A 23751-nucleotide genomic window follows, 5' to 3' on the forward strand; every position below is an offset into this window, starting at 1 on the left:
CCGGGAGCCGGCGACCGATCCCTTCGACGGAAGGAAACAGTCATGAGCGGTCCGTCCCATCCGCTCCGCACGCTCGCCGCTGCCAGCGGCCTCGTGCTGCTCGTCGCCGGCATGGTCGCCGGCCCCACCGCCCCCGCCTCCGCCGCCGCCACCATCACCAACCCCGGTTTCGAGTCCTCCGGTGCCAGCCAGACACCGACGGGCTGGTCGGAGTCCTCCAGCAACGGAACGCAGAGCGCCGGCTTCACCGAGGCAGGCGGACGCTCCGGCAACTACCGACTGACGCACTGGGCGTCCGGCGCGTACCGGGTGGAGAGCTACCAGCAGCTCACCGGCCTGGGCAACGGGTCGTACACCCTGCGGGCCTGGGTACGCTCCGGCGGCGGCCAGGTCGCCTCCTACCTGTCGCTGCGCAACTGCGGCGGCGCCGAGCAGCGGGTCAACATCCCCACCGCCGCCAACTGGACCCAGATTTCGGTGACCACCCAGGTCAGCACCGGTCAGTGCACCGCCAGCATCGTCTCCGACGCGCAGGCCGGAAACTGGATCAACGTCGACGACGTGGAGTTCACCGGCGGCGGCAGCAGCGGAGGCCCGGTGTCCCAGATCCGCGGCGTCGACATCTCCACCCTGCTCAAGAGCCAGGACCGGGGTGGCGTCTACCGGGACTCCGCGGGCACCCAGCGCGACCCGTTGCAGCTGCTCGGCGCCAACGGCGTCAACTACGCCCGATTGAAGGTCTGGGTCAACCCGGCCGACGGCTACAACAACAGGGCCCGGGTGCTGACCATGGCCAGCCGGATCAAGGCGCAGGGGATGAAGCTGCTGGTCGACTTCCACTACTCGGACACCTGGGCGGACCCGGGCAAGCAGTACAAGCCCGCCGCCTGGAACGGCTACAACTTCACCCAACTGCGCGACGCGGTCTACAACCACACGTACGACGTCCTCAACGCCCTGAAGGCCCAGGGTACGACGGCCGACATGGTGCAGGTCGGCAACGAGATCAACGACGGCATGCTCTGGCCGGACGGCCGCAGCAACAACTGGGCCAACCTGGCCGCCCTGCTCACCGCCGGCAGCAACGCGGTGAAGGCGGTGAACAGCTCGACCCAGGTGCTGCTGCACCTCGCCGAGGGCGGCAACAACTCGCAGCACCGGTGGTGGTTCGACCAGGCGACCTCGCGGGGGGTGCCGTTCGACGTGATCGGCGTCTCCCACTACCTCTACTGGCACGGGTCACTGTCCAGTCTCCAGGCCAACCTGAACGACCTGGCGTCCCGGTACGGTCGGCCGGTGCTGGTCGCCGAGACCGCGTACGGCTTCACGCTCAACGCCGACGACAGTGAGCCGAACATCTTCAACTCCTCGTTGCAGCAGGCCGGCGGTTACCCGGCTACCCCTCAGGGGCAGGCCGACGCGCTGCGCGCGGTGTTCAACGTCGTCCGGTCGGTACCGAACGGGCGGGGTCTCGGGGTCTTCTACTGGGAGCCGACCTGGACGGCCGTACCCGGTAATGGTTGGGATCCGGAGAATGCCTCGTCGGGCAACGGCTGGGAGAACCAGGCCCTGTTCGACTACGGCGACCGGGCGCTGCCCGGCCTGTCGGTCTTCGGATCGGCATGATCCTGTCCTGAACTGATCCGGTCCTCGGGCGAGGACCTCGACGAGCGCGGAACCTGATGCGGCGGTTCCGGCCTGGTGAAACAGGCCGGAACCGCCGCATCCGTTTGCGAACGGGTCGGTGCCACCCATGATTCGATTGAAGGTTGTGAATCTCGTCTCGTTACAAACTGTTAGCGGGAGCGATCCATATGCATCGAGACTCTTCAATGTAACCTGGATGTCGGCATCCGTTTACCCACCAGTCACCGGATGATATCCAGGAGGACAGGACCCATGCCGCAGCTCGCCCTCTTCGCGACCGACATCGTCGCAGTGACCCTGCTCGTGTTCGGGCTCTACTTTCCCCGTCACCGGCGCCGAGATCTCGTGGCCGCGTACCTCGGCGTCAACATCGGGGTCATGGCCGTCGCGAGTTCGCTCGGCACCAGCAGCGCCGGTACCGGGCTGGGCCTGGGGCTGGCGTTGTTCGGGGTGCTGTCCATCATCCGGCTCCGCTCGACCGAGCTCGACCAGCACGAGGTGGCGTACTACTTCTCGGCGCTGGCGCTCGGCATCCTCTCGGCACTCGGCGGCGGACCGACGTGGCAGGTCCCGGCAATGATGGGCCTGATCCTCCTGATGATGTTCATCGGCGACCATCCCCGACTGTTCCGCAGCTACCGACGCCAGAGCATGCTCCTCGACTCGGCCGTCACGGACCAGGTCGCGCTCGTCGCCCACCTGGAGCAGATCCTCGGTGCCCGGGTGCACTCCGCGAGCATCCAGCGCGTCGACCTGGTCAACGATACGACGCTGGTCGATGTCCGCTACTCGCACCCCTCCGTGCAGCGTGCCGCTCGCGGCGTCGTGGTCACCGCCGCCTCTGGTGGAGTGCCCCGATGACCACGCTCGACCGCGCCCCGTTGGACCGGTTGGAGCCCATCGGGCTGGACGAACTCACCGAGCGCGCCGACCTTCAGACCCGGGTGGACCGCAAGTACGTCCTACCGCTCGGCGAGGTCGGAGCCGTCCTCGCCGAGGTGGGCCCGACGACCCGGGTGCTGGAGATCGCCCAGGCGCGCTCCTTCGCCTACCAGTCGGTGTACTTCGACACCCCGGACCTGACCAGCTACCTGCTGACCGCCCAGCGCCGCCGCCGCCGGTTCAAGGTCCGGACCCGGACCTACCTCGACTCGGCCGAGTGCTGGCTGGAGGTCAAGACGCACGGCGCCCGGGGCAGCACGGTGAAGAACCGGCTGGCGTACCAGCTGGAGCACCACGCCACCCTGACCCCCGGATGGCAGTTCGTCGAGACGGTGCTCGCCCAGGAGTCGATCGTGCTCGGCGGCGCCCCGGCGTTCGTACCCACCCTCGTCACCCAGTACCGGCGCAGCACCCTGTTCCTGCCCGACACGGCCAGCCGGGTCACCATCGACACCGAGCTGACGTGGCAGGACGCCGGCTGCCCGCTGCGGCTTCCGGACCTGGCGGTGGTCGAGACCAAGACCGGCTCCACCGCGTCCCGCGTGGACCGGATGCTGTGGGTCCGTGGCTACCGGCCGACCCGGATCTCCAAGTACGCCACCGGGCTGGCCGCGCTGCGTCCCGACCTGCCGGCGACGCCGTGGCGGCGGACCCTGCGCCGGCACTTCACCCAGGTCGGGTCCGCGAGCTGCGGCCACGACACCCATCCCGTCCCCGGCCGCCACGACGTCGATCCCGACCTCCCCCGGCACGACGTCCATCCCGAGTACGGCGGCCGGCCGCATCCCGCGCCCCGACGCATCGACTTCGCCCCGGCGGCCGGGTCCAGCCCGTCGCCGGGGCAGATCTGAAATGGAGTAACCGTGCGCAGACTCGTGTACTACGTAGTGGGCGTCCTCGCGCTCGCCAGCATCGGCACGGATGTCGGGGCGTCCCCCAGCCAGGGCGCCGGAATCAGCCGTACGGCGGCCGTCGCCGCTCCGCAGGCGGTCTCCGACACGCGGGCCGCACCGGACGTCAGCACCCAGGCCGACCCCGGTGACATCACGTACTCGGTGCCGAGCGGCACCTTCTCCGGCGAGGTCTCGGTCAGCCTGGGTACGACCGTGAGCGGTGCGCAGGTCCGCTACACCACCGACGGCCAGCCGCCCACGGCGACCTCCCCCAGCTACGCCGGGACGCCACTGCGGTTCACCCGCACCACCCAACTGCGAGCGCAGGCATTCGTCGGCGGCACCGCCACCGGAGCGCCCGGCACGGCGCTGTACGTCGCCCGCGCCGTAAACACCAGCCACGACCTGCCGGTCCTGCTGCTGGACGCGTACGGGCGAGGCGCTCCGGGTCGGGACTACGTCGATGTGGCCGCCATGGAGTTCCAGCCCACGAACGGATCGACCTCGATCGGCGCGACACCCAGCCTGGTCAGCCGGGCCGGATTCCACCTGCGCGGAAACTCCAGTGCGACGTTCCCCAAGACCCCGTACCGGCTGGAGTTGCGGGACAACACCGACGACGACAGCGACCTGCCGCTGCTGGGCATGCCCGCCGACTCCGACTGGGTGCTGCGCGGGCCGTACACCGACAAGGCGCTGATCCGGGACGCCTTCGTGTACGGGCTCGGCCGCGACATGGGGATCCACGCGCCCCGGTTCGCCTTCGCCGAGGTGTACGTCAACACCGACGCCCAACCGGTGGCCGCCAACGACTACCTCGGGGTGTACCTGATCGTCGAGACCATCAAGAACTCGAAGAACCGACTCGACCTCAAGCAGCTCGACGAGGACGACATCACGCTGCCCAAGCTCACCGGTGGGTACATCTTCAAGTTCGAGTGGCTGGCGGCCGAGGAGCCGACCCTGCCCTGCCAGGGGGCCGACCAGACCTGCTGGCACTACCTGGAGGTCGTCGACCCGGACCCGTTGCAACCCGAGCAGCGGGACTGGCTCCGCCAGCACATCCAACAGTTCCACGACCTGTTACGCACACCCGGGTTCGCCGATCCCACGACCGGCTATCCCGCCTGGATCGACATTGACTCCTTCGTCAACCAGTTGATCGTCAGTGAGCTGAGCCGGGAGATGGACTCCTACCTGCGCAGCGCGTACTTCCACAAGGATCGGGAGGGCAAGATCGTCGCCGGGCCGCTGTGGGACTTCGACCTCAGCTTCGGGGTCGGCGGCTTCTTCAACAACGACCAGGTCTCCGGCTGGCAGTACCAGCAGACCCGGAGCCCGAGCGCCAACGACTGGTTCGCCCGGCTGCTCCAGGACCCGGCGTTCGTCAACCGGGTCAGGACCCGCTGGCAGCAACTCCGCCAGGGCGTACTGTCCAACGCCCAGCTCGAGGCCAGGATCATCACCCTCGTCGCACCGCTCGGCAACGCCGCGCAACGGAACTTCCAGCGGTGGCCGAACCTCAGCACCCGGATGCTCGGACCGTTCGTCACGCCCACCGCAGCCACCTGGCAGGGGCAGGTCCAGTTCATGCGGGACTGGATGTTCCGGCGGACCGCCTGGCTGGACAGCACCGCCGGCTGGGGGACCAGTGGCCCGACGACCCCACCGGCCACCACGCCTCCGGTCCCCACTCCCCCGGTCACCACGCCGCCCGCCACCGGCCAGACGTGTACCGCGGCGTACTCGGTGAGCAGCCAGTGGACCGGTGGCTTCCAGGGTGCGGTCCGGGTCACCGCCGGAACGTCGGCGATCAGTGGTTGGCGGGTCAACTGGACGTTCGGCAACGGCCAGACCGTCTCCCAGTCCTGGGAGGCGAACATCACGGTCAGCGGCTCGACGGCGACCGCGACGAACGTCGCCCACAACGGGGCGCTCGGTGCGGGAGCCAGTACCAGTTTCGGGTTCATCGGCACGTGGAACGGCGCCAACACCCAGCCCACGGTGGTGACCTGTACCGCCTCCTGATCTCCCGTCCGGTTTGTCGGCGTCGGCTACCGGCCGGCGCCGACAGCCGTTTCGGGGGGTTCCGGGCGGCCGGCTCGGAACCCCCTCCCGGGGTCCTCGCCGGCCGATCTGGAAGATCCAGTTGGCATAAGAGTTGTTGTTGATAGCTTGCCGATATATCGTGAAGCTATCAACGACACTCTGAAGGGAGCCCAGGATGGGTTTTCACCGAGGATTCAACGATCTGCACGAGGCCCGGGGGCGCGGCTTCGGCTTCCCGATGGGTCCGCCCGGTGGCCGCGGTCACGGCCACGGCCACGGCCACGGCCACGGCCACGGTCACGGTCACGGCCGGGGTCGCGGCGAGGGCCGGGGACGCGGCGGAAGCCGGGGACGCCGGCCGAACGTCCGGGCGGCGGTACTGGCCCTGCTCACCGAGCGGCCGATGCACGGCTACGAGATGATCCAGGAGCTGGACTCGCGTACCGGCGGCGCCTGGCGACCGAGCCCGGGGTCGATCTATCCGACCCTGCAACTCCTCGAGGACGAGGGCCTGATCGCGGCCACCACCGAGGAGTCGGGCGGCGGACGGCGGCGCTTCGCGCTCACCGAGGCCGGACAGGCCGAGGCGACGCAGGCGGCCCAGGAGCCGCCGTGGAGTGAGTTCGCCCAGACCACCATCAACAGTTGGCACGACATCCGGGAAGCCGGATTCCAGGCGATGAACGCGCTTCGCCAGGTGATGATGACCGGCACCGACGACCAGCGCGAGCGGGCCGCCCAGGTGCTCGACGAGACCCGACGGAAGCTGTACGCGATCCTCGCCGAATCGGAGTGAGCCGCGAGCGGCGACCCGAGAAGATCAACGGCCCCGGCACCCGTGGCGGAACATCCGCCACCGGCTGTCGGGGCCGGCCTGCGTCCCGCCGAACTCCCGTCCCGGCGGGTTCCGATCCTGGACCGGCCGGCTCTGATTCCAGCCGGTCCCGATTCCGGCCAGCTCTGATTCCCCCGGGCCGACCGACCGGTCAGTGCACCGTGACGGTGGGGCCGGTCACCAGCTCGCGGAGTTCCTCCGGCAGGTCCGCGCCCATCTCGTCGGCGAGCCGGACGGCCTCCTCGATCAGGGTCTCGACGATCTGCGCCTCGGGGACGGTCTTGATCACCTTTCCCCTGACGAAGATCTGTCCCTTGCCGTTGCCGGAGGCCACCCCGAGGTCGGCCTCGCGGGCCTCACCGGGACCGTTGACCACGCAGCCCATCACCGCCACCCGCAGCGGGACCGGCAGCCCCTCCAGACCAGCGGTGACCTCTTCGGCCAGCTTGTAGACGTCGACCTGGGCCCGACCGCAGGACGGGCAAGACACGATCTCCAGGCCACGCTCCCGGAGCCCGAGGGACTCCAGGATCTGGTTGCCGACCTTGATCTCCTCGACCGGCGGGGCGGAGAGCGAGACCCGGATGGTGTCCCCGATGCCCTCCGCCAGCAGCGCCCCGAAGGCCACCGACGACTTGATGGTGCCCTGGAAGGCGGGCCCGGCCTCGGTCACCCCGAGGTGCAGCGGGTAGTCGCACTGCTCGGCCAACTGCCGGTACGCCCGGATCATGACCACCGGGTCGTTGTGCTTCACCGAGATCTTGATGTCCCGGAAGCCGTGCTCCTCGAACAACGAGCACTCCCACAGCGCCGACTCCACCAGGGCCTCGGCGCTGGCCTTGCCGTACTTGGCCATCAGGCGCTTGTCCAGCGAACCGGCGTTCACGCCGATCCGGATCGGCACCCGGGCCGCCGAGGCCGCCGCCGCGATCTCCTTGACCTTGTCGTCGAACTGCCGGATGTTGCCGGGGTTGACCCGGACCGCGGCACAGCCCGCGTCGATCGCCGCGAAGACGTACTTCGGCTGGAAGTGGATGTCGGCGATCACCGGGATCTGGGACTTCTTGGCGATCGCCGGCAGTGCCTCCACGTCGTCCTGGGACGGCACCGCCACCCGGACGATCTGACATCCGGAGGCGGTCAACTCGGCGATCTGCTGGAGGGTCGCGTTGACGTCGGAGGTCAGGGTCGTGGTCATCGACTGCACCGACACCGGCGCGCCACCACCCACCGGCACCGAGCCGACCATGATCTGCCGACTCGCCCGGCGGGGCGCGAGCGGCGGTGGCGGTACGGCAGGCATGCCAAGGCTGACGGCGGTCACTCTGCATTCACCTCTGGATCAGCGTTATCGGGTTGACCACGTCGGCGGTGATCGTCAGCAGCGTGAATGCGCCACCGATCAGGATCAACGCGTACGTTACGGGCATCAGTTTGAAGTAGTCGACCCGGCCGGGGTCGGGCCTGCCGAGCCGGGCGAAGAGCCAGGACCGGGCCCGTTCGAACCACGCGATGGCGATGTGTCCACCGTCCATCGGCAGCAGCGGCAGCAGGTTGAAGACGCCGATGAAGAAGTTCAGCGAGATGAAGAGGAGCACGAAGACTTCCCAGAGGCCGTGCTGGACGGCCTCACCGCCGAGCCGGCTGGCCCCGACCACGCTGATCGGGGTGTCGACGTCCCGCTCCTCACCGGTGATCGCCGCCCAGAGCGCCGGAACCTTCTGCGGGATCCGCTGGATCGCCTTGGCGGTGTTGACCGCCATGTCACCGGTGAAGTCGGCGGTCGCCCCGAAGGCCGCGACCGGCCCGTAGGTGATCGTCGGCGGCGTACCGAGTCCGACGCCCAGCGCCGAGACCGGACCGACCGGGCCGTCCGCCTGGTCCTGCGGCGGGCGCTGCACCTCGGCGAGGTTGACCTGGGCGGTGTGCGTGGCGCCGTCCCGGACGTAGGTGACCGGGATCGGGCCCGGCTTGGTCGCCCGGACGGCGTCGAGCATCTGCCCCCAGTTCGCCACCGGCGTGGTGCCGACCGCGGTGATCAGGTCGCCGTCGCGCAGGTTCGCCTGGGCGGCCGGGCTGGCCGGGTCACCCGGCTGGCAGGCCCGGGTCGGCGGGTTCTCCCGGACGACGCAGGGCGCCAGCTCGATCCGCGCCGGCTCGCTGCGGATCTCCGCCTGGGTGGTCGGGTAGTCGGGGTTCGGCAGGCCCATGAAGATCGCGGCGAGCCAGAGCGTGACGATGGCGAGCAGGAAGTGCGCCACCGAGCCGGCGGACATCACCACGGTCCGCTTCCAGACCGGGAACCGCCACATCGCCCGGGGCTCGTCGGCCGGGTCGACGTCGTCGTCCTGCGGGGTCATCCCGACGATCTTGCAAAAACCGCCCAGCGGGATCGCCTTCAGGCCGTACTCGGTCTCGCCCCGCCGGAACGACCAGACGGTGGGGCCGAACCCGACGAAGTAGCGGGTCACCTTCATCCCGAAGCGCTTGGCCGTGAGCATGTGCCCGGCCTCGTGCAGGCTCACCGAGACGAGGATTGCGAGGGCGAACGCCACCACCCCGAGTAGATACAGCATCAAGCTCCCTCGACCGCCTTCGCGATGATCTCCTGGGCGTGTGCCCGCGCCCAGGATTCGGCGGCGAGCACCTCCTCGACGTTACCCGGTTCGGCAAAATCCGGGGCCGCCTCCAGCACGCGTTCGAGCGTGTCGACGATGCCGAGGAACGGAAGCCGGCCAGCCAGGAAGGCGGCGACGCACTCCTCGTTGGCGGCGTTGTATATCGCCGGCCGGCACCGCCCGACCGTGCCGGCCTGCTTGGCCAGCCGTACGGCGGGAAAGGCCGCCTCGTCCAGCGGGTCGAACTGCCAGCTGTGCGCGGCGGTCCAGTCGACGGCGGTCGCGGCGTCGGGCACCCGGTCCGGCCAGCCGAGGGCGAGCGCGATCGGCAGCCGCATGTCCGGCGGGCTGGCCTGGGCCAGCGTCGAGCCGTCGACGAACTCCACCATCGAGTGGATCACCGACTGGGGGTGCACCGTCACCTCGATGTCGTCGTACGGGATGTCGAACAACTCGTGGGTCTCGATCACCTCCAGCGCCTTGTTCACCAGGTTCGCGCAGTTGATCGTGACCACCGGTCCCATGTTCCAGGTGGGGTGCGCGAGTGCCTGCTCGGGGGTGACGCCGGTCAACTCGTCGCGGCGGCGGCCCCGGAACGGTCCTCCGCTGGCGGTGAGGATCAGCCGGCGCACCTCGGCCCGACTGCCTCCGCGCAGGCACTGGGCCAACGCCGAGTGCTCGGAGTCGACCGGGACGATCTGGCCCGGCCGGCGGATCGCCGCCCGGACCACCGGCCCGCCGGCCACCAGCGACTCCTTGTTCGCCAGCGCGAGCGTACGGCCGGCGCGCAGCGCCGCCAGGGTGGGCGCCAGACCGAGCGACCCGACGACGCCGTTGAGCACGATGTCGCACGGCCACTCGGCGAGCTCGGTCATGGCGGACGGACCCGCCACGATCTTGGGGATCCGGAATCCACCGGCCGGATAGTCCCGCTTGGCTGCCTCCGCGTAGAAGGCCAGTTGCAGGTCCTGCGCGGCGGAGGCCTTCGCGACCCCGACCACCTCGACCCCGAGTTCGAGCGCCTGGGCGGCGAGCTGGCTCACGTTTCCGCCGCCGGCACCGATGGCGACCACCCGGAACCGGTCCGGATTGCGGCGCACTATGTCGATCGCCTGGGTACCGACCGACCCGGTGGAACCGAGCAGCACAATCTCACGCGGAGAACTCACCCGGACATTCTCCCTGAACGACTCTGAACGTCCGCTGGCAGGCCTGGCAGGCGGGTCGCCCGGCCGGCGATTCGGCACCGGCACGGCGGGTGGTCAGGGGCGGGGCAGCCGGAAGGTCTCCAACTCCTCGCCGCCGTACCAGTCGGCACGCCGACCGATCGACGCCATGCCGAGGCGGCGGGCGACCGACATCGACGCCTCGTTCCCGGGCGCCACGACGGCGTAGATCTCCGCCACTCCGGCCGCGAACCCCCGCTCGACGGCTCCGCGCGCCGCCTCGGTCGCGTAGCCGTGCCCCCACGAGTCCGGATGCAGGTGCCAGCCGACCTCGATGTCGTCGGTCAGCCTCGACTCGTCGACTCCGGGCATCGGCTTCAGCATCACGGTGCCGACCACCAGGCCGTCCTCCCGGCGCTGCACCGCCCAGATGCCGTACGTCGCCGCGCCGAACCGGGCGTTGCGGTCGTGCCAGCGACGTACCGTCTCCTCGGCGGCGGAGGGCGTACGCAGCGGGAACTGTGGCGCGCCGAGATGGCGGACGACCTCGGAACGGGAGTAGGTGTCGAACACCCGGGCGAGGTCGGCGGGCTCCTGCGTCCAGTTCCGGATCACCAGTCGTTCGGTTTCGTAGATCGTCACGCGGCCGGATGTTAGCCACCACCCGCCGGGCCGCACCAGCGACTTTCCTCCGGGGCAGCCGCCGGTGACCGGCGCGGTGGTCAGTGCACCGCCGATGACCGGCGCGCTGGTCAGTGCGCCGCCGCCTCGACCGGTTTCCGTCCCGCCGGGTCCCCGCCCGGGTCCTCGGAGTCGGGGGCGGACTCGCGGATGCCGTACCGCCGGTAGACCTTCGTCAGCGGACCCGGCGCCCACCAGTTCCAGCGGCCCAGCAGCCGCATCGTGGCCGGTACGAGCAGCGCCCGCACCAGGGTCGCGTCGACCACGATCGCCACGATCATCCCGATGCCGATCAGTTTGATGAACACCACACCGCCGGTGGCGAAGCCGGCCACGACGACGATCAGCAGCAGCGCGGCGGCGGTGATGATCCGTCCGGTGTGTTGCAGGCCGGCGGTCACGGACGCGGTGTTGTCGCCGGTGGCGTCCCATTCCTCGCGGATCCGGGACAGCAGGAACACCTCGTAGTCGGTGGCGAGGCCGAACAGGACCGCCAGCATCAGGATCGGATTGCTCGGCTCGATGAAGCCGGTCGAGGTGAATCCCAGCCAGTCGGCGAAGTGCCCGTCCTGGAAGATCCAGACGACCACGCCGAACGATGCGCCGATCGAGACCAGGTTCATCAGAACCGCCTTGATCGGCAGCAGCACCGAACCGAAGGCGAGGAAGAGCAGCACCAGCGTTGCCGAGGCCATGATCAGGGCCATCCACGGCAACCGCGAGGTGAGGCTGTCCAGCATGTCCAGGTCGGCCGCCGGTCGCCCGCCGACCAGTACCTCGGCACCGGCCGGCGCCGGGATGTCCCGGATCAACCGGACCACGCTCTCGGCGACCGGCCCGGTCGGCTCGCCCGGGTAGGTCACGGACAGCAGGGTCACGTCGCCACGGTTGGCGGTCGGTTGCACCCCGGTGACGCCCGCCACCCGGGTCACCTCGTCGGCGAACCGCTGGACGTCGGCAGCGGCGGCGCCGGAGACGAGGACCTCGATCGGGGCGATGCTGCCGCCGGGAAACTCCGACTCGATCCGCTCGGCGACCATCCGGGGCGGTGCGTCGGCCGGCAGCACCCGCTCGTCGAATCCGCCGGCCTCCATCCGGAAGAACGGCGCGGCGAGGAGCGCCAGCACCGCGACCACCCCCACCAGGTACAGCACCGGACGGCGCATCACGCTGCGGGCCAGCCGGGCCCAGCCGCCGGAACCAGCCGCCGGGGTCGTACCGGTGGTGGCCGCCGACCGGGCCGGGTCCGCACGGCGCCAGCGCCGAGGCAGGCGTACGGCCAGCGCGTTGATCCGGGGCCCGAGCACGGCGAGCAGGGCCGGCAGCACGGTCAACGAGGCCAGCATCGCCACCAGCACGGCGGCGATCCCACCCAGTCCCATCGAGCGCAGGAACACCTGCGGGAAGATCAACAGACTGGCCATCGCCGTCGCGATCGTCAGGCCGGACACCATGACGGTTCGTCCCGCGGTGCCCATCGTGCGCTGGATCGCCCGCGCGGTCGGATGGCCGTTGGCGAGTTCCTCCCGGAACCTGCTGACGATGAACAGCGCGTAGTCGACCGCCATGCCGAGCCCGATCAACGTGATGATGTTGATCGCGAAGACCGAGACGTCGGTGACGAGGCCGAGCAGCCGGACAGCGACGAACGCGCCCAGGATGGCCAGCCCGCCGACGAGCAGCGGCGTCGCGGCGGCGACCAGTCCCCGGAAGATCAGGATCAGCAACACCAGCAGGATCGGCAGCGACAGGGTCTCCGCCCGGGTGATGTCCTCGGTGGTCTGCGCGTTCGCCTCGGCCAGGAAGGGCACCGTGCCACCGGCCTGGGTGGTGACGCCGGGCGCGTCCAGAGCCGGCCGGAGTTCGTCGTACACGTCGGTCATCTCGTCCGGATCGGTCACCCGGAGCTGCACCGCCGCGTACGTGCTGTGCCGGTCGTTGGCGAGCAGGGCCGGGGCCTGGGTGTCGTACCAACTGGTCACCCGGGCGACCTCGGGGCGCTGGCGCAGCCGGTCGAGGGTGGCGGTGACCGGATCCCGGAAGGCCGGCTGGTCGACCGTGGCCGTGTCACTGGAGTAGAGCACGACCAGGTCCGCGCCCTGGTTGCCGAGTTCCGCCCTGATCCGCTGGTCGGCCCGGCTCGACTCGCTGGCCGAGTCGTCGAAGCCGCCGCCGGTCAGCGAGCCGAAGACGCCCGTTCCCCAGGCCGCTCCGACGGCGACCAGCACCATGCCGGCGGCCAGCACCGCCCACCGGAGCCGAACCACTGCGCTTCCCCACCAAGCGAACATCGCCCGCGCTCCCGTCAGCCGTTAGGGTCATACCCGTAACCAGGCTTCAAATGAGTGAACGCCGTTTACTATTACAACGCCGTTCTCTTCGGTCAAGGGGGTTCGCGATGACGGCACCGACCCGTCGGGAACGTCTGCGTACCGCCGCCGTCTCCGAAATCAAGGACGGCGCACGGCGTCTGTTGGTGACCGGCGGCCCGCAGGCGATCTCGCTGCGGGCCATCGCCCGGGACATGGGGATGACCGCGCCGGCCATCTACCGGTACTTTCCCAGCCTCGACGCCCTGATCGTCGACCTGGCCGGAGACCTGCTGAACGAGCTGCGGGAACACCTCGAAGCGGCCCGGGACGCCGCCGGCGAGGCGCCGGTCGCCCAGCTCGCCGCGACCGCCCGCGCCTTCCGGAACTGGTCGGTACGACACCCGGTGGAGTTCGGACTGGTCTTCGGCAGCCTGGTACCCGGAGTCGACGCCTTTCCCGAGAACTGCGGCAACGAGGACGATCCGGGTGCCCGGCTCGGTGCGGTGTTCATCGTCCCCCTGCTGGAGCTGTGGCACCGCTCCCCGTTTCCGGTGCCGCCGCCGGCCCAGGCCGACCACCGGCTGGCCGAGTCCCTGGGACCGATGCGCGAGCGGCACCCCGAACTGCCGGTCGAGGTGGCCCGGCTGATGCTCTCCGGCTGGACGATGCTGTACGGCCTGGTCTCCATGGAGGTCTACCACCAGCTCCGCTGGGCGGTGTCCGATCCGGAGGCGCTCTTCGAGGCGGAACTGGCGGCCTTCCTGCGGCAGCTCTCCCCGGGCCCGGACGCCGCACCACCCCGCTCCGCCGCAACCGGGGCCGGCCAACCCGGCACCGACCCCGGGCATCCGAACTAGGCTTCCCGAGCATGACCGCCGAGCTACCCGCCCGCGCCGACGTCGTGATCGTCGGTGCCGGCCACAACGGCCTGGTTTCCGCCATTCTGCTGGCTCGCGCCGGCCTCGACGTGGTGGTGCTGGAGGCCGCCGACACGATCGGCGGAGCGGCCCGCACCGAGAACCCGTTCCCGAAGGTGCCGGCGCTGCGCCACTCCACCGGCTCGTACCTGCTCGGCCTGATGCCGCCGGAGCTGATCGAACTGCTCGACGTGGAGATACCGGTACTGCGCCGCGATCCGCACTACTTCCTGCCCACTCCGGGCGGCGCCGGCTCGCCGTACCTGCTGTTCGGGGCCGACCGGGAGGCGACCCGGGAACAGATGGAACGGTTCTTCTCCCGGGCCGACGTGGCGGCCGACGACGCCATGCAGGCCGAACTCGCCGCGCTCCGGGAGGACCTCGGACCGGCCTGGCTGGCCGAGCCACTGCCGGTCGAGGAGACCGCCGACCGCTACATCCGGCCCGCGCTGCGCGAGCCCTTCGTCGACCTGGTCCGCGGCTCGGTCGCCGACTACCTGGCCCGGTTCGACTTCCGCTCCGAACTGCTGGTCTCGATGTACGCCGTCACCGACGGCGTCTCCGGGCTGCACGCCGGCCCGGACGACCCCGGAACCGGCCACAACTTCCTGGCCCACAACATGTGCCGGCTGCCCGGCTCGGGCGGCACCTGGATGATCGTGGCCGGCGGGATGGGCACCGTCACCAACACCTTCGCCGACGCCGCCCGGGCCGCGGGCGCCACGATCCTCAGCGGTACGCCGGTGGCCGCGATCACCGTCGACGGCGGGGCGGCCAGTGGCGTCGTACTCGACGACGGGCGGACGGTCGGCGCCGAGGTGGTACTCGGCGCCGGTGACCCGTACCGGCTGATGGAGTTGGTGCCGGACGGCGCCCTGCCGGCATCGCTCACCGAGCGGATGACGGCGGTCCGGCGCACCGGCACCACCCTGAAGGTCAACCTCGCACTCTCCGGGCTGCCCCGGTTCACCTGCCTGCCCTCGGACGCGCCGAGCCCGTTCGGCGCCACCATCCACCTGCTGCCGGGCTCCGCCTCCCTGCTGGCCGGCGGGGCCGGCGACGAGCCGCCGATGGCGGCGCTGCGCCGGATGTGGGCGGACGTCCGGGCCGGCCGGCTGCCGGACGAGCCGACCATCGAGTGGTACCTGCACACGACCGTCGACCCGTCGCTGCGGGACGAGGCGGGCCACCACTCCTCGGCACTCTTCGTCCAGTCCGTCCCGTACGCCCCCGCCGACGGATCCTGGGACGACCTCCTGCCCGGGTACGTCGAACGGCTGCTCGCCATCTGCGACCGGTACGCCCCCGGCACCACGGACCTGGTCGCCGACGCTGTCCCGTTGACCCCGCCCGGCATCGAGGCGCACTTCGGCATCACCGGCGGGCACATCCACCACGTCGACAACACCGTCTCGTTCACCGACCGCATGCCGTACGCCACCGGACTCGACGGCCTCTACGCCGGCAGCGCCGGATGCCACCCGGGCGGCAGCGTGATCGGCGCCGCCGGACACAACGCCGCCCGGCGGATCCTGCTCGACCTGGGCCGCTGATCGCCCGGCCCAGCTGAAAGGAAGGGCCCCTTCTTATCGTTTTCCGTTGTAGAAGGGGCCCTTTTTAACACCTGCGAACGGTCGGCGCGGCTCAGCCGGCGGGCTCGGCGTCGGCGGTCGCCGGGGCAGGAGCGGTCGCGGGGGCGGGCTCGGTCGACGGGGCGGGCTCGCCGGCCCGGTGGGCACGGATCTTGTGTCCGACGCTGGTCAGGCAGCGGCCACTCGCCAGGTCGAACCGCCAGCCGTGCAGCTGGCAGGTGAGCTGGTTGTCCTCGACGATGCCGAACCGGGTCAGATCCGCCTTGAGGTGCGGGCAGCGCCGCTGCACCACCCAGTCGCCCAGGGTGATGTCCTCGGCCTCGACGGCCCGCTCGTGTTCGTCGTACCAGCCCTCGGCGTACTGGAGCCGCTCCTCGGAGAGGCACTTGAAGAAGGAGTAGACGAACTCGTTGTACTGGCCGATCCGGGCCGCGGAGAACCGGCAGGAAAGGAAGAGCGAGTTGACCCAGTCGATTTCTTCGATGTGCAGCAGGTGCTCGACCAGGGCCCGCTCGGTCCGGAACCGGTACCGCACCTTCTCGTCGCCGTACGGCCGGACCTGCTTGCCCGGGAAGTCCACCACGATGGATTCGACCGACTCACCGTCGTAGCCGACCAGGTCGAACCGGACCGGGCCGCCCACACCCTTGGCCAGGTAGATCGACTCGTCCAGCAGCGGCTCGATCCGGCGCTTCATCTCGACCAGCACGTCGATCTCCGGATGCCGCCAGGACGCCTTCGCCGCCTCGATCACCGGCCGGGACCGGGCCTGGTACTCGCGCAGGTGCTCCTCCTTGCGGGCGAAGAACTCCCGCACGTCCGGCACCGGCTGGGTGGTCTCGCAGGTGTCGACACCGACCTCCGACACGGTGCCGGGCAGCAGGATCACACTGTTGTCGTAGCCCAGCTCCGTGTAGTGGTCCTGGAAGACCTGCTGGTCGGGGAAGATGTTCCCCTCGTCGCCGTGGATGTCGTTGAACTGCCACAGCTCGTCGTCCAGGAAGCACGGCGGGCCGGCGATCGGGAAGACCCACGACGCCTTGAGGTCGTCGATGTAGCGGATCGTCCGGTCCATCTGCCGGTCACGCTTCTGCTTGCCGAACGCGGTCTTGGCCGCGGTGGGCAGCTCGTAGACCATCGGGTACCAGATCGCGCCGGAGAACTGCAACAGGTGCGCGTGCACGTGGCCCAGCTCGGCGAAGACCTCGAGGTCGCTCGGGCGGGCGTCGTTCTGGTTCAGCAGCCGTACGCCGTCGTACTCCACCCACAGCGACGAGTCACCGATCGGGCCGTCGGTCGGGCTCGTCAGCGCCTGGATCATCACCTTCAGGCCACCGTCGAGCTCCACGACCTCGTTGCTCCTGGTACGCAGGAAGCTGCTGAAGCCAAGGTCCCGCAGTTCGTCCTCGAGTTGCGAGGTGGGGTACTCCGGAAGCAGGACGGTGGCCTTCTTCGAGATGAACCGCTTGAGGTGCTCCGCGTCGAAGTGGTCCCGGTGCAGGTGCGAGACGTACAGGTAGTCGACCTGCCCGAGCGTCTCCCAGTCGAGCTGTGAATTGTCCGGGAACGGGAACCATGAGGCGAAATAGGCCGGGTTGACCCATGGGTCGCACAGGATGCTGCCCGCACCGGTGTCGATCCGCATGCTCGCGTGTCCCGTACCGGTCAGTCGCACCGCACAGTCCCCCTAGACATAGGCAATCTCATCCCTGGCCCCGGAATCAAGGCGTACGCCCAAACGCTACCGGAGGCCCCAAGCCGCCCGACCCGCGACGCCAGGTTGGGCCGCCCGACCGCGCTCGGCCGGGTTTGCCGCACAACCGGACAGCGCCGGGACACCGGGCCCTCCGGCGCGGTCGGTACGGCACGTGCCAGACTTACCGGCATCCGATCGTGAGGAAAGGACCGGAAAGTGGCTGGAAGCGAGCCGGTGACGTCACCCGACCAACGCAAGCCGGGACACCGCAGGGCGGGTCGGATCGGCGCGATCCTCTCCGCGGCCGTGCTGGTGTTGATGATGTTCAACAACAACGAGGTCAGCGGCATCGAGAAGATCTGGCTCGGTGGGATCGCCGCGTTCCTGGTGGTAGCCGTCATCGGCGACACGATCCTGCGCCGCAACGGCCTGCGTTCCTGATTCCCGCTTGGTCTGACGGTATTCCCGGCCGGTCTGACGGCACTATCCAGGGCTGCCCTGACGCGCGACCCCGCTGCCCCTGACCCGCGACCCGGCTGGCCTTATTCGCTGTCCCGGCTGGGCTGACACGCTGTCCGGCTGGCCTGATTCGCTGTCCGGGCTGGGCTGACGGTCGACAGCGCCCGAGCCGGGTCGGCTCGGGCGCCGGGCGCGCCGTCAGGCCTGCTGGGCCAGCCGGCAGGATCGGACACTGTCACCCGCCCCGCGCGGCGAGGGCAGCGGCCCTCGCCGGCGGTGGCCTGGTCACTGCCCGAGCAACAGGTCCTTGACTTCCTTCAGTGCGGCGTCGACCTCGGCCTCGAAGTAGCCGCCCGGGACCAGCCCGAACCGCGTCGTGTCGAGATCGTTGGGGTTGACCGGCATCGGTCCGCGCCCGGCCATGCTGCCGAGGATCCCCTCGAACAACCGGTCGACCTGATCGGGGTCGTAGCCGCTACCGAACCTGCGCACCTGGAAGGTGCGACGGATCTGGTCGATCCGCGCCATCTCGCTGCCCGGCCCGCCTAGTCCCGGTGCCCCCATCGGGGGCGGGCCGCCGAGCCCGGGACCACCCATCGGCGGCGCCATGGGTGGCGGATCGCCGACGCCCCGGCCCGGCCCGCGCAGTTCACGGTCCGGCATCCGGATCTCGGCGGTCATGTCGGCCTTGCCGTGGCGATTCGGATCGAATCCGTCAAACCGCTCGTTCGGCCCGAAGCCGCCGGGAGGCCCGCCCGGACCACGGGGCGGAACCGGGGCACCCGGGCCGCGTTGCGGATCGAAGCCTCCGCGCTGGGGCTCGGGACCACCCCGCTGCGGGTCAAAGCCACCCCGCTGCGGATCCGGACCACCACGCTGCGGGTCGAAACCACCCCGCTGCGGGTCGAACCCTCCGCGCTGCGGGTCGAAGCCACCCCGCTGCGGATCCGGACCACCACGCTGCGGCTCGAAACCACCCCGCTGAGGCTCGAACTCGCCGCGCTGGGGCTCCAGGCCACCACGCTGCGGCTCGAAGCCGCCACGCTGCGGCTCGAAGCCGCCACGCTGGGGCTCGAAGCCACCCCGCTGCGGCTCGAAACCTCCGCGCTGGGGCTCCAGGCCACCACGCTGGGGGTCAAAGCCACCCCGCTGCGGCTCGAAACCACCCCCGAAGGTGCCGGTGGGCTCGTCGAACTGCCCGTACGGATCGTTCGGCGGCCCGGCCTGGGCCGGCATCGGACGCAACGGTGGCGGCTGCGCACCCGGGGGAAGCCCCCGGTCGTCACGCATCGGCGGCCCCATCCGGTCCGGCGGCCCCATGCGATCCGGCGGCCCCATTCGATCCGGTGGTCCCATCCGGTCCGGTGGCCCCATCCGGTCCGGCGGACCGAGTCGGCCCTGCTGCGCCCCCCGGTCGCCCATCCCCGAGTCTCCGCCACGGCTGCCGCCGGTGCCGCCCCGCTCCTCCAGTTCGGCGATCTGCCGCTCCACCCGGTCGAGGTGCAGGTCCACCTGCCACTCGTCGTACCCTCCGAAGCGCACCCGGAAGACGACGTCGTGCACCTCCTGGGAGGCGACGGGCGCGCCCAGCGGCTCACCGGCGAGCGTGGCCTCGACACGGTCCAGGAACGTGTCCACCTCATCGACCTTGTAGCCCCGCCGGAGCGCCTTGCGCCGGAAACGCTGACCCTGACTCGCCACTATGTCTCCTGGTTCGCTCGCTCGCTTCGCTCGCTCACGCCGCGCCGCCATGCGCGTCGACGCCGCGAGCGGCACTACTAAGCCTGATGACCCGGCCGCTCACGGTGTCACCGCCGCGGCGGCCAGCTGGCCACACGCACCGTCGATGTCACGCCCGCGGGTGTCCCTGACGGTCGTCGAGACGCCGGCCGCGCGCAGACGCCGGACGAACTCCCGCTCCACCGGCTTCGGACTCGCGTCCCAGCGGCTACCCGGGGTGGGGTTGAGCGGGATCAAGTTCACGTGGGTCAGCCGACCAGCCAGCAACCGACCGAGGAGGTCGGCACGCCACGGCTGGTCGTTCACATCTCTGATCATCGCGTATTCGATGGATACGCGACGCCCCGTACGCTCCGCGTAGTGCCACGCGGCGTCCAGCACCTCGGCAACCTTCCACCTCTGGTTGACCGGTACCAGTTCGTCGCGCAGCTCATCATCGGGCGCATGCAGCGACAGCGCAAGAGTCACCGACAGTCCCTCGTCGGCCAGCCTGCGCATCGCGGGAACCAGGCCGACCGTGGAGACGGTGACGTGACGCTGGGAGAGGCCGAGCCCCTCCGGTGCCGGCGCGCACAGCCGCCGTACCGCCGCGACGACCCGCGAGTAGTTCGCCAGCGGCTCGCCCATGCCCATGAAGACGACGTGCGACAACCGCGGCGGGGATCCGGCGACCGCTCCGGAGGCGGCCACGCCGGCGAGATGGACGGCCTGGTCGACGATCTCGGCGGTGGAGAGGTTGCGGGTCAGCCCGGCCTGACCGGTCGCGCAGAACGGGCAGGCCATCCCGCAGCCGGCCTGGCTGGAGATGCAGACGGTGACCCGATCCGGATAACCCATCAGCACGCTCTCGACCAGTGAGCCGTCGTGCAGCCGCCAGAGTGCCTTCCGGGTCGCGCCGTCGTCGCAGGCCACCTCGCGGACCGGGGTGAGCAGGTTCGGCAGCAGTGCTTCGGTGATCCGGTCCCGGCTGGCGGACGGCAGATCCGTCATCCGCTCCGGATCCCGTACCAGGCGGCCGAAGTAGTGCGTGGAGATCTGCTTGGCGCGGAAGGCGGGCTCGCCCAGCTCGGCGATGACCGCCTGCCGTCCGGGTAGGTCGAGGTCGGCAAGGTGCCGGGGCGGCATTGCCGCCCGACGCGACGGTGCGGACCCGATCGGGGCGTCCGGGGCAATCTGGATCATGGGCAGGCTCGTCATGGCCTGTCCAGTCTCCCACGTCCGCGCGACAACGCACCTGGCCGAGGGTGCCGAACCGGCGGGCCGTGCCGGATAACCCTGGTGTGAAGGCTCACGTCGACTCTCAACCGACCGGAGCGAAGATCGCCAGGAGAAGGTACGCGGTCGGCACGGCGAAGAGGACCGAGTCGAGTCGGTCCATCAGTCCACCGTGCCCCGGCAGCAGGTTGCTCATGTCCTTGACCCCGAGATCCCTCTTGATCATCGACTCGCCGAGGTCTCCGAGCACGGCCGCCACCGAGACCGCCACCCCGAACAGCGCCCCCCACCACGGTTCGACGTCGAGCAGGATCCCCAGCAGCACGGCGCTGCCGACGGCCGCCGCCACCACCGAACCGGCAAAACCCTCCCAGGACTTCTTCGGACTGACCGAGGGTGCCATCGGATGCTTGCCGAACGCCACACCGGCGGCGTACCCGCCGGTGTCGGAGAGGACGACCGCGGCCAGGGTGACCAGCACCCGCAGGTCGCCGTCGTCCGGCGCCGCGGCGAGCAGCGCCGCGAACCCGCCGAGGAACGGCACGTACACCGCGATGAGGGTGGCCGCCGTCATGTCCCGCTGGTAGCCGGCCGGCCCGTCACCGAGCCGCCACACCAGCGTCGCCAGCACCGTCACCAGCAACCCGAGGCTGAGGGCGTCCGGCCCGGCCCACCAGGCCAGCCCGACCATCAGCAGGCCACCCGCGATCAGTGGCACGAGTGGAGGGCGGACCCCGCTGGGCCGTACCGCCTGGGTCATCTCCCAGATGCCGATGCTGACCGCGATCGCCACCACGGCCAGGAAGGCGGGGCGGAACAGGAAGAGCGGAACGACGATCGCCGCACCGAGCCCGAGCCCCACGCCGATCGCGGCCGGCAGGTTCCGACCGGCCCGGCCGGAGGCGGCCGGCTGCCCGGAGCGGGTCGCCCGGCGACGGCCCGGACCACGCCGAGCTGCCGGGGACGGTTCCGGGTCAGGATCCGGATCCACGAGGGGCCAACCCACCGGGTTGGTCGGTGCCCCCGCGCCGGCGTCGGCGCCGCGCCGGTCGTCGTTCCCGTCGGGGTACGGCGAATCGGCGTCATCCGGATAGCCGTAGCCGGGCCGCCCTGCGGTGGGGTACGGGGTTCCGGGGCCGCCCGGCTCGGAGGAACGCCACGGCGCGGCCGGGTCCGGGGCGATCTGGTCACGGTGGCCGTTCCGGCGTCCGGGCAGCGGTCCGGGCCGGAGGCCCGGCGCCTCTCCCGGCGGGAACCCGACGGGCGGATAGCCACCGTCCGGATCCACCGGCATCTCGGCCGGTGCGGGGCGGCGGCCGGTCAGACCCGCCGACGTGTCGGGTAGGGCCGGAAAGCTGTCGGTCGGGCCCGCATAGGTGTCGGGCGCGGCACCCCCGTGCCGCGCCCGAACCCAGGTGTCATCGTCGCCGGCTGGCCACTGGCGACCCTCGGGGCCGTCCTGGCGCTCCGGACCACGGGACCACTCCTGGCCACGCGGATGCTCGGGCCGGTGCTGCCGGCCACGCGGCTCCGCGCTGCCGCGATAGGGGTCGACGTGGGACATCAGACCTCGAGCAACTCGGTTTCCTTGTGTTTCACCAACTCGTCGACGTGCGTCACGTACCGGTGAGTGAGGTCGTCCAGCTCCTTCTCGGCGCGTCGACCCTCGTCCTCACCCGCTTCGCCGTCCTTGACGATCCGGTCGAGCTCTTCCTTGCCCCGGCGGCGGATGTTCCGGATCGCCACCTTGGCTTCCTCGGCCTTGTGCCGGGCTACCTTGATCATGTCCCGGCGCCGCTCCTCGGTCATCTGCGGCAGCACGATACGCAGCTGGGTGCCCTCGTTGTTGGGGTTCACGCCGAGGTCGGAGTCGCGGATCGCCTTCTCCATGGCCTGCAACTGCGAGTTGTCGTACGGCTTGATGATCGCCATCCGGGGCTCGGGGACGCCGACGGAGGCCATCTGGGTCAACGGGGTCGGACTACCGTAGTAGTCGATGATGATCTTGGAGAACATCGCCGGAGAGGCACGCCCGGTGCGGATGGCGCCAAACTCCTCCTTGGCGTGCTCGACCGCGCGCTCCATCTTCTCCTCGGCCTCGAGGAGGGTGTCGTCGATCACCTGCTCCTTCGCCTCCTTCTGCTGCTCCGTCGTTAATACTCTGCCCGGCTCGACAGCCCGGCCCAAGCGCGGCTCACGCCGTGATCAACGTTCCGATGCGCTCGCCGGCGACAGCCCGGATGATGGTGTCGTCGCCCTCGGCACCGAAGACCAGCATCGGCAGTCCGTTCTCCTCGCAGAGGCTGAACGCGGCGGCATCGGCGACGCGCAGTCCACGACGGAGCACCTCGGAGAAGGTGATCTTGTCGAGCTTGCTGGCGTCCGGGTCGGTACGCGGATCCGCCGTGTAGACGCCGTCCACCCCGTTCTTGCTCATCAACACGACGTCGGCGCGGATCTCCAGCGCGCGCTGGGCGGCGACGGTGTCGGTGGAGAAGTAGGGCATCCCGGCGCCCGCGCCGAAGATGACCACTCGGCCCTTCTCCAGGTGGCGGATCGCCCGGAGCGGAATGTAGGGCTCGGCGACCTGCGCCATCGTGATCGCGCTCTGCACCCGCGTCTCGATGCCCTCCTTCTCCAGGAAGTCCTGGAGAGCCAGGCAGTTCATCACCGTGCCGAGCATGCCCATGTAGTCGGCCCTGGCCCGGTCCATGCCGCGCTTCTGAAGCTCCGCACCCCGGAAGAAGTTGCCGCCTCCGACCACCACCGAGACCTGTACGCCCCGGCGCACCACGGTTGCGATCTGCCGCGCGATGGCCTGCACCACGTCCGGATCGACGCCGATCGCGCCGCCGCCGAAGACCTCGCCGGACAGCTTGAGCACCACCCGGCGGGCCCGCCCAGGTGGCGGCGCCGTCGGATCGTCCGCCGCCGAGGTCCGGTCACTCACAACCTGCGTCATCCGACCCGCCTCTCCCGCGCCGGCACG

General features: G+C 70.4%; 19 protein-coding genes. 8 read left to right on the forward strand and 11 right to left on the reverse strand.

Translation table 11 applies throughout. From position 1 onward, the window contains the following. Positions 1–42: 42 nt before the first annotated feature. The 5 genes from ACFP2T_RS14270 to ACFP2T_RS14290 all read left to right on the forward strand — a co-directional run bounded on the left by ACFP2T_RS14270 (position 43) and on the right by ACFP2T_RS14290 (position 6327). Positions 43–1626 (forward strand): glycoside hydrolase family 53 protein, encoded by a 1584-nt coding sequence (locus ACFP2T_RS14270; RefSeq protein ID WP_377421580.1) that lies wholly within the window; start codon positions 43–45, stop codon positions 1624–1626. Between the two features lie 273 nt (positions 1627–1899). Then, positions 1900–2508, forward strand: a complete 609-nt coding sequence (locus ACFP2T_RS14275) for a DUF4956 domain-containing protein (protein ID WP_377421582.1) — start codon at positions 1900–1902, stop codon at positions 2506–2508. Further along, complete coding sequence (locus ACFP2T_RS14280; RefSeq protein WP_377421584.1) at positions 2505–3440, forward strand: polyphosphate polymerase domain-containing protein; 936 nt, start codon at positions 2505–2507, stop codon at positions 3438–3440. The genes ACFP2T_RS14275 and ACFP2T_RS14280 overlap by 4 nt, the downstream gene beginning before the upstream one ends. Positions 3441–3452: 12 nt before the next feature. Then, positions 3453–5510 carry a CotH kinase family protein gene (locus ACFP2T_RS14285; protein WP_377421586.1) on the forward strand — a complete coding sequence of 686 codons (2058 nt, stop codon included), beginning with the start codon at positions 3453–3455 and terminating at the stop codon, positions 5508–5510. A gap of 196 nt (positions 5511–5706) precedes the next feature. Then, positions 5707–6327: a PadR family transcriptional regulator gene (locus ACFP2T_RS14290; protein ID WP_377421588.1), complete on the forward strand. Its 621-nt coding sequence runs from the start codon at positions 5707–5709 to the stop codon at positions 6325–6327. Between the two features lie 190 nt (positions 6328–6517). Here ACFP2T_RS14290 and ispG read toward each other — a convergent pair whose 3' ends face one another. From ispG to ACFP2T_RS14315, 5 genes are all read right to left on the reverse strand, one after another. Continuing rightward, the gene (gene ispG / locus ACFP2T_RS14295; RefSeq protein ID WP_377421590.1) at positions 6518–7690 is read right to left on the reverse strand and encodes a flavodoxin-dependent (E)-4-hydroxy-3-methylbut-2-enyl-diphosphate synthase; all 1173 of its coding nucleotides are present in this window, start codon (positions 7688–7690) and stop codon (positions 6518–6520) included. A 7-nt stretch (positions 7691–7697) separates the two neighbouring features. Continuing rightward, on the reverse strand, positions 7698–8942 hold the full coding sequence (locus ACFP2T_RS14300) for a M50 family metallopeptidase (protein ID WP_377421592.1): 1245 nt from the start codon (positions 8940–8942) through the stop codon (positions 7698–7700). Next, positions 8942–10153 (reverse strand): 1-deoxy-D-xylulose-5-phosphate reductoisomerase, encoded by a 1212-nt coding sequence (dxr, locus tag ACFP2T_RS14305; protein WP_377421594.1) that lies wholly within the window; start codon positions 10151–10153, stop codon positions 8942–8944. The genes ACFP2T_RS14300 and dxr overlap by 1 nt, the downstream gene beginning before the upstream one ends. Before the next feature lie 93 nt (positions 10154–10246). After that, entirely contained in the window at positions 10247–10792 is a 546-nt protein-coding gene (locus ACFP2T_RS14310) for a GNAT family N-acetyltransferase (RefSeq protein ID WP_377421596.1), read from the reverse strand. A 110-nt stretch (positions 10793–10902) separates the two neighbouring features. Next, the gene (locus ACFP2T_RS14315; protein ID WP_377421598.1) at positions 10903–13098 is read right to left on the reverse strand and encodes an MMPL family transporter; all 2196 of its coding nucleotides are present in this window, start codon (positions 13096–13098) and stop codon (positions 10903–10905) included. A gap of 131 nt (positions 13099–13229) precedes the next feature. Between ACFP2T_RS14315 and ACFP2T_RS14320 the strand changes: the two genes are divergently transcribed. Continuing rightward, positions 13230–14000, forward strand: coding sequence for a TetR/AcrR family transcriptional regulator (locus ACFP2T_RS14320; protein ID WP_377421600.1), 771 nt, complete (start codon positions 13230–13232; stop codon positions 13998–14000). Positions 14001–14011: 11 nt separating this feature from the next. Beyond that, positions 14012–15613, forward strand: a complete 1602-nt coding sequence (locus tag ACFP2T_RS14325) for a phytoene desaturase family protein (RefSeq protein ID WP_377421601.1) — start codon at positions 14012–14014, stop codon at positions 15611–15613. A gap of 91 nt (positions 15614–15704) precedes the next feature. On the opposite strand, the gene ACFP2T_RS14330 is transcribed toward ACFP2T_RS14325, so the two are convergent. Beyond that, positions 15705–17327, reverse strand: a complete 1623-nt coding sequence (locus ACFP2T_RS14330; RefSeq protein ID WP_377421603.1) for a Rieske 2Fe-2S domain-containing protein — start codon at positions 17325–17327, stop codon at positions 15705–15707. A gap of 237 nt (positions 17328–17564) precedes the next feature. Here ACFP2T_RS14330 and ACFP2T_RS14335 point away from each other — a divergent pair, with 237 nt between their 5' ends. Further along, on the forward strand, positions 17565–17789 hold the full coding sequence (locus tag ACFP2T_RS14335; protein WP_377421605.1) for a hypothetical protein: 225 nt from the start codon (positions 17565–17567) through the stop codon (positions 17787–17789). A gap of 303 nt (positions 17790–18092) precedes the next feature. Here ACFP2T_RS14335 and ACFP2T_RS14340 read toward each other — a convergent pair whose 3' ends face one another. From ACFP2T_RS14340 to pyrH, 5 genes are all read right to left on the reverse strand, one after another. Continuing rightward, positions 18093–19508, reverse strand: coding sequence for a DivIVA domain-containing protein (locus ACFP2T_RS14340; RefSeq protein ID WP_377421607.1), 1416 nt, complete (start codon positions 19506–19508; stop codon positions 18093–18095). A gap of 99 nt (positions 19509–19607) precedes the next feature. Then, a complete protein-coding gene (rlmN, locus tag ACFP2T_RS14345; RefSeq protein ID WP_377422819.1) occupies positions 19608–20729 on the reverse strand; it encodes a dual-specificity RNA methyltransferase RlmN in 1122 nt (373 codons plus the stop codon). 118 nt (positions 20730–20847) lie between these two features. Then, positions 20848–22326, reverse strand: a complete 1479-nt coding sequence (locus ACFP2T_RS14350) for a phosphatidate cytidylyltransferase (protein WP_377421609.1) — start codon at positions 22324–22326, stop codon at positions 20848–20850. Next, positions 22326–22883 (reverse strand): ribosome recycling factor, encoded by a 558-nt coding sequence (frr, locus tag ACFP2T_RS14355; RefSeq protein WP_377422822.1) that lies wholly within the window; start codon positions 22881–22883, stop codon positions 22326–22328. The genes ACFP2T_RS14350 and frr overlap by 1 nt, the downstream gene beginning before the upstream one ends. Before the next feature lie 73 nt (positions 22884–22956). Continuing rightward, positions 22957–23724: a UMP kinase gene (gene pyrH, locus ACFP2T_RS14360; RefSeq protein ID WP_377421611.1), complete on the reverse strand. Its 768-nt coding sequence runs from the start codon at positions 23722–23724 to the stop codon at positions 22957–22959. Positions 23725–23751: the final 27 nt, after the last annotated feature.

Origin of the sequence: Plantactinospora solaniradicis, assembly GCF_042658085.1 — a bacterium.
Classification (GTDB): Bacteria; Actinomycetota; Actinomycetes; order Mycobacteriales; family Micromonosporaceae; genus Plantactinospora; species Plantactinospora solaniradicis.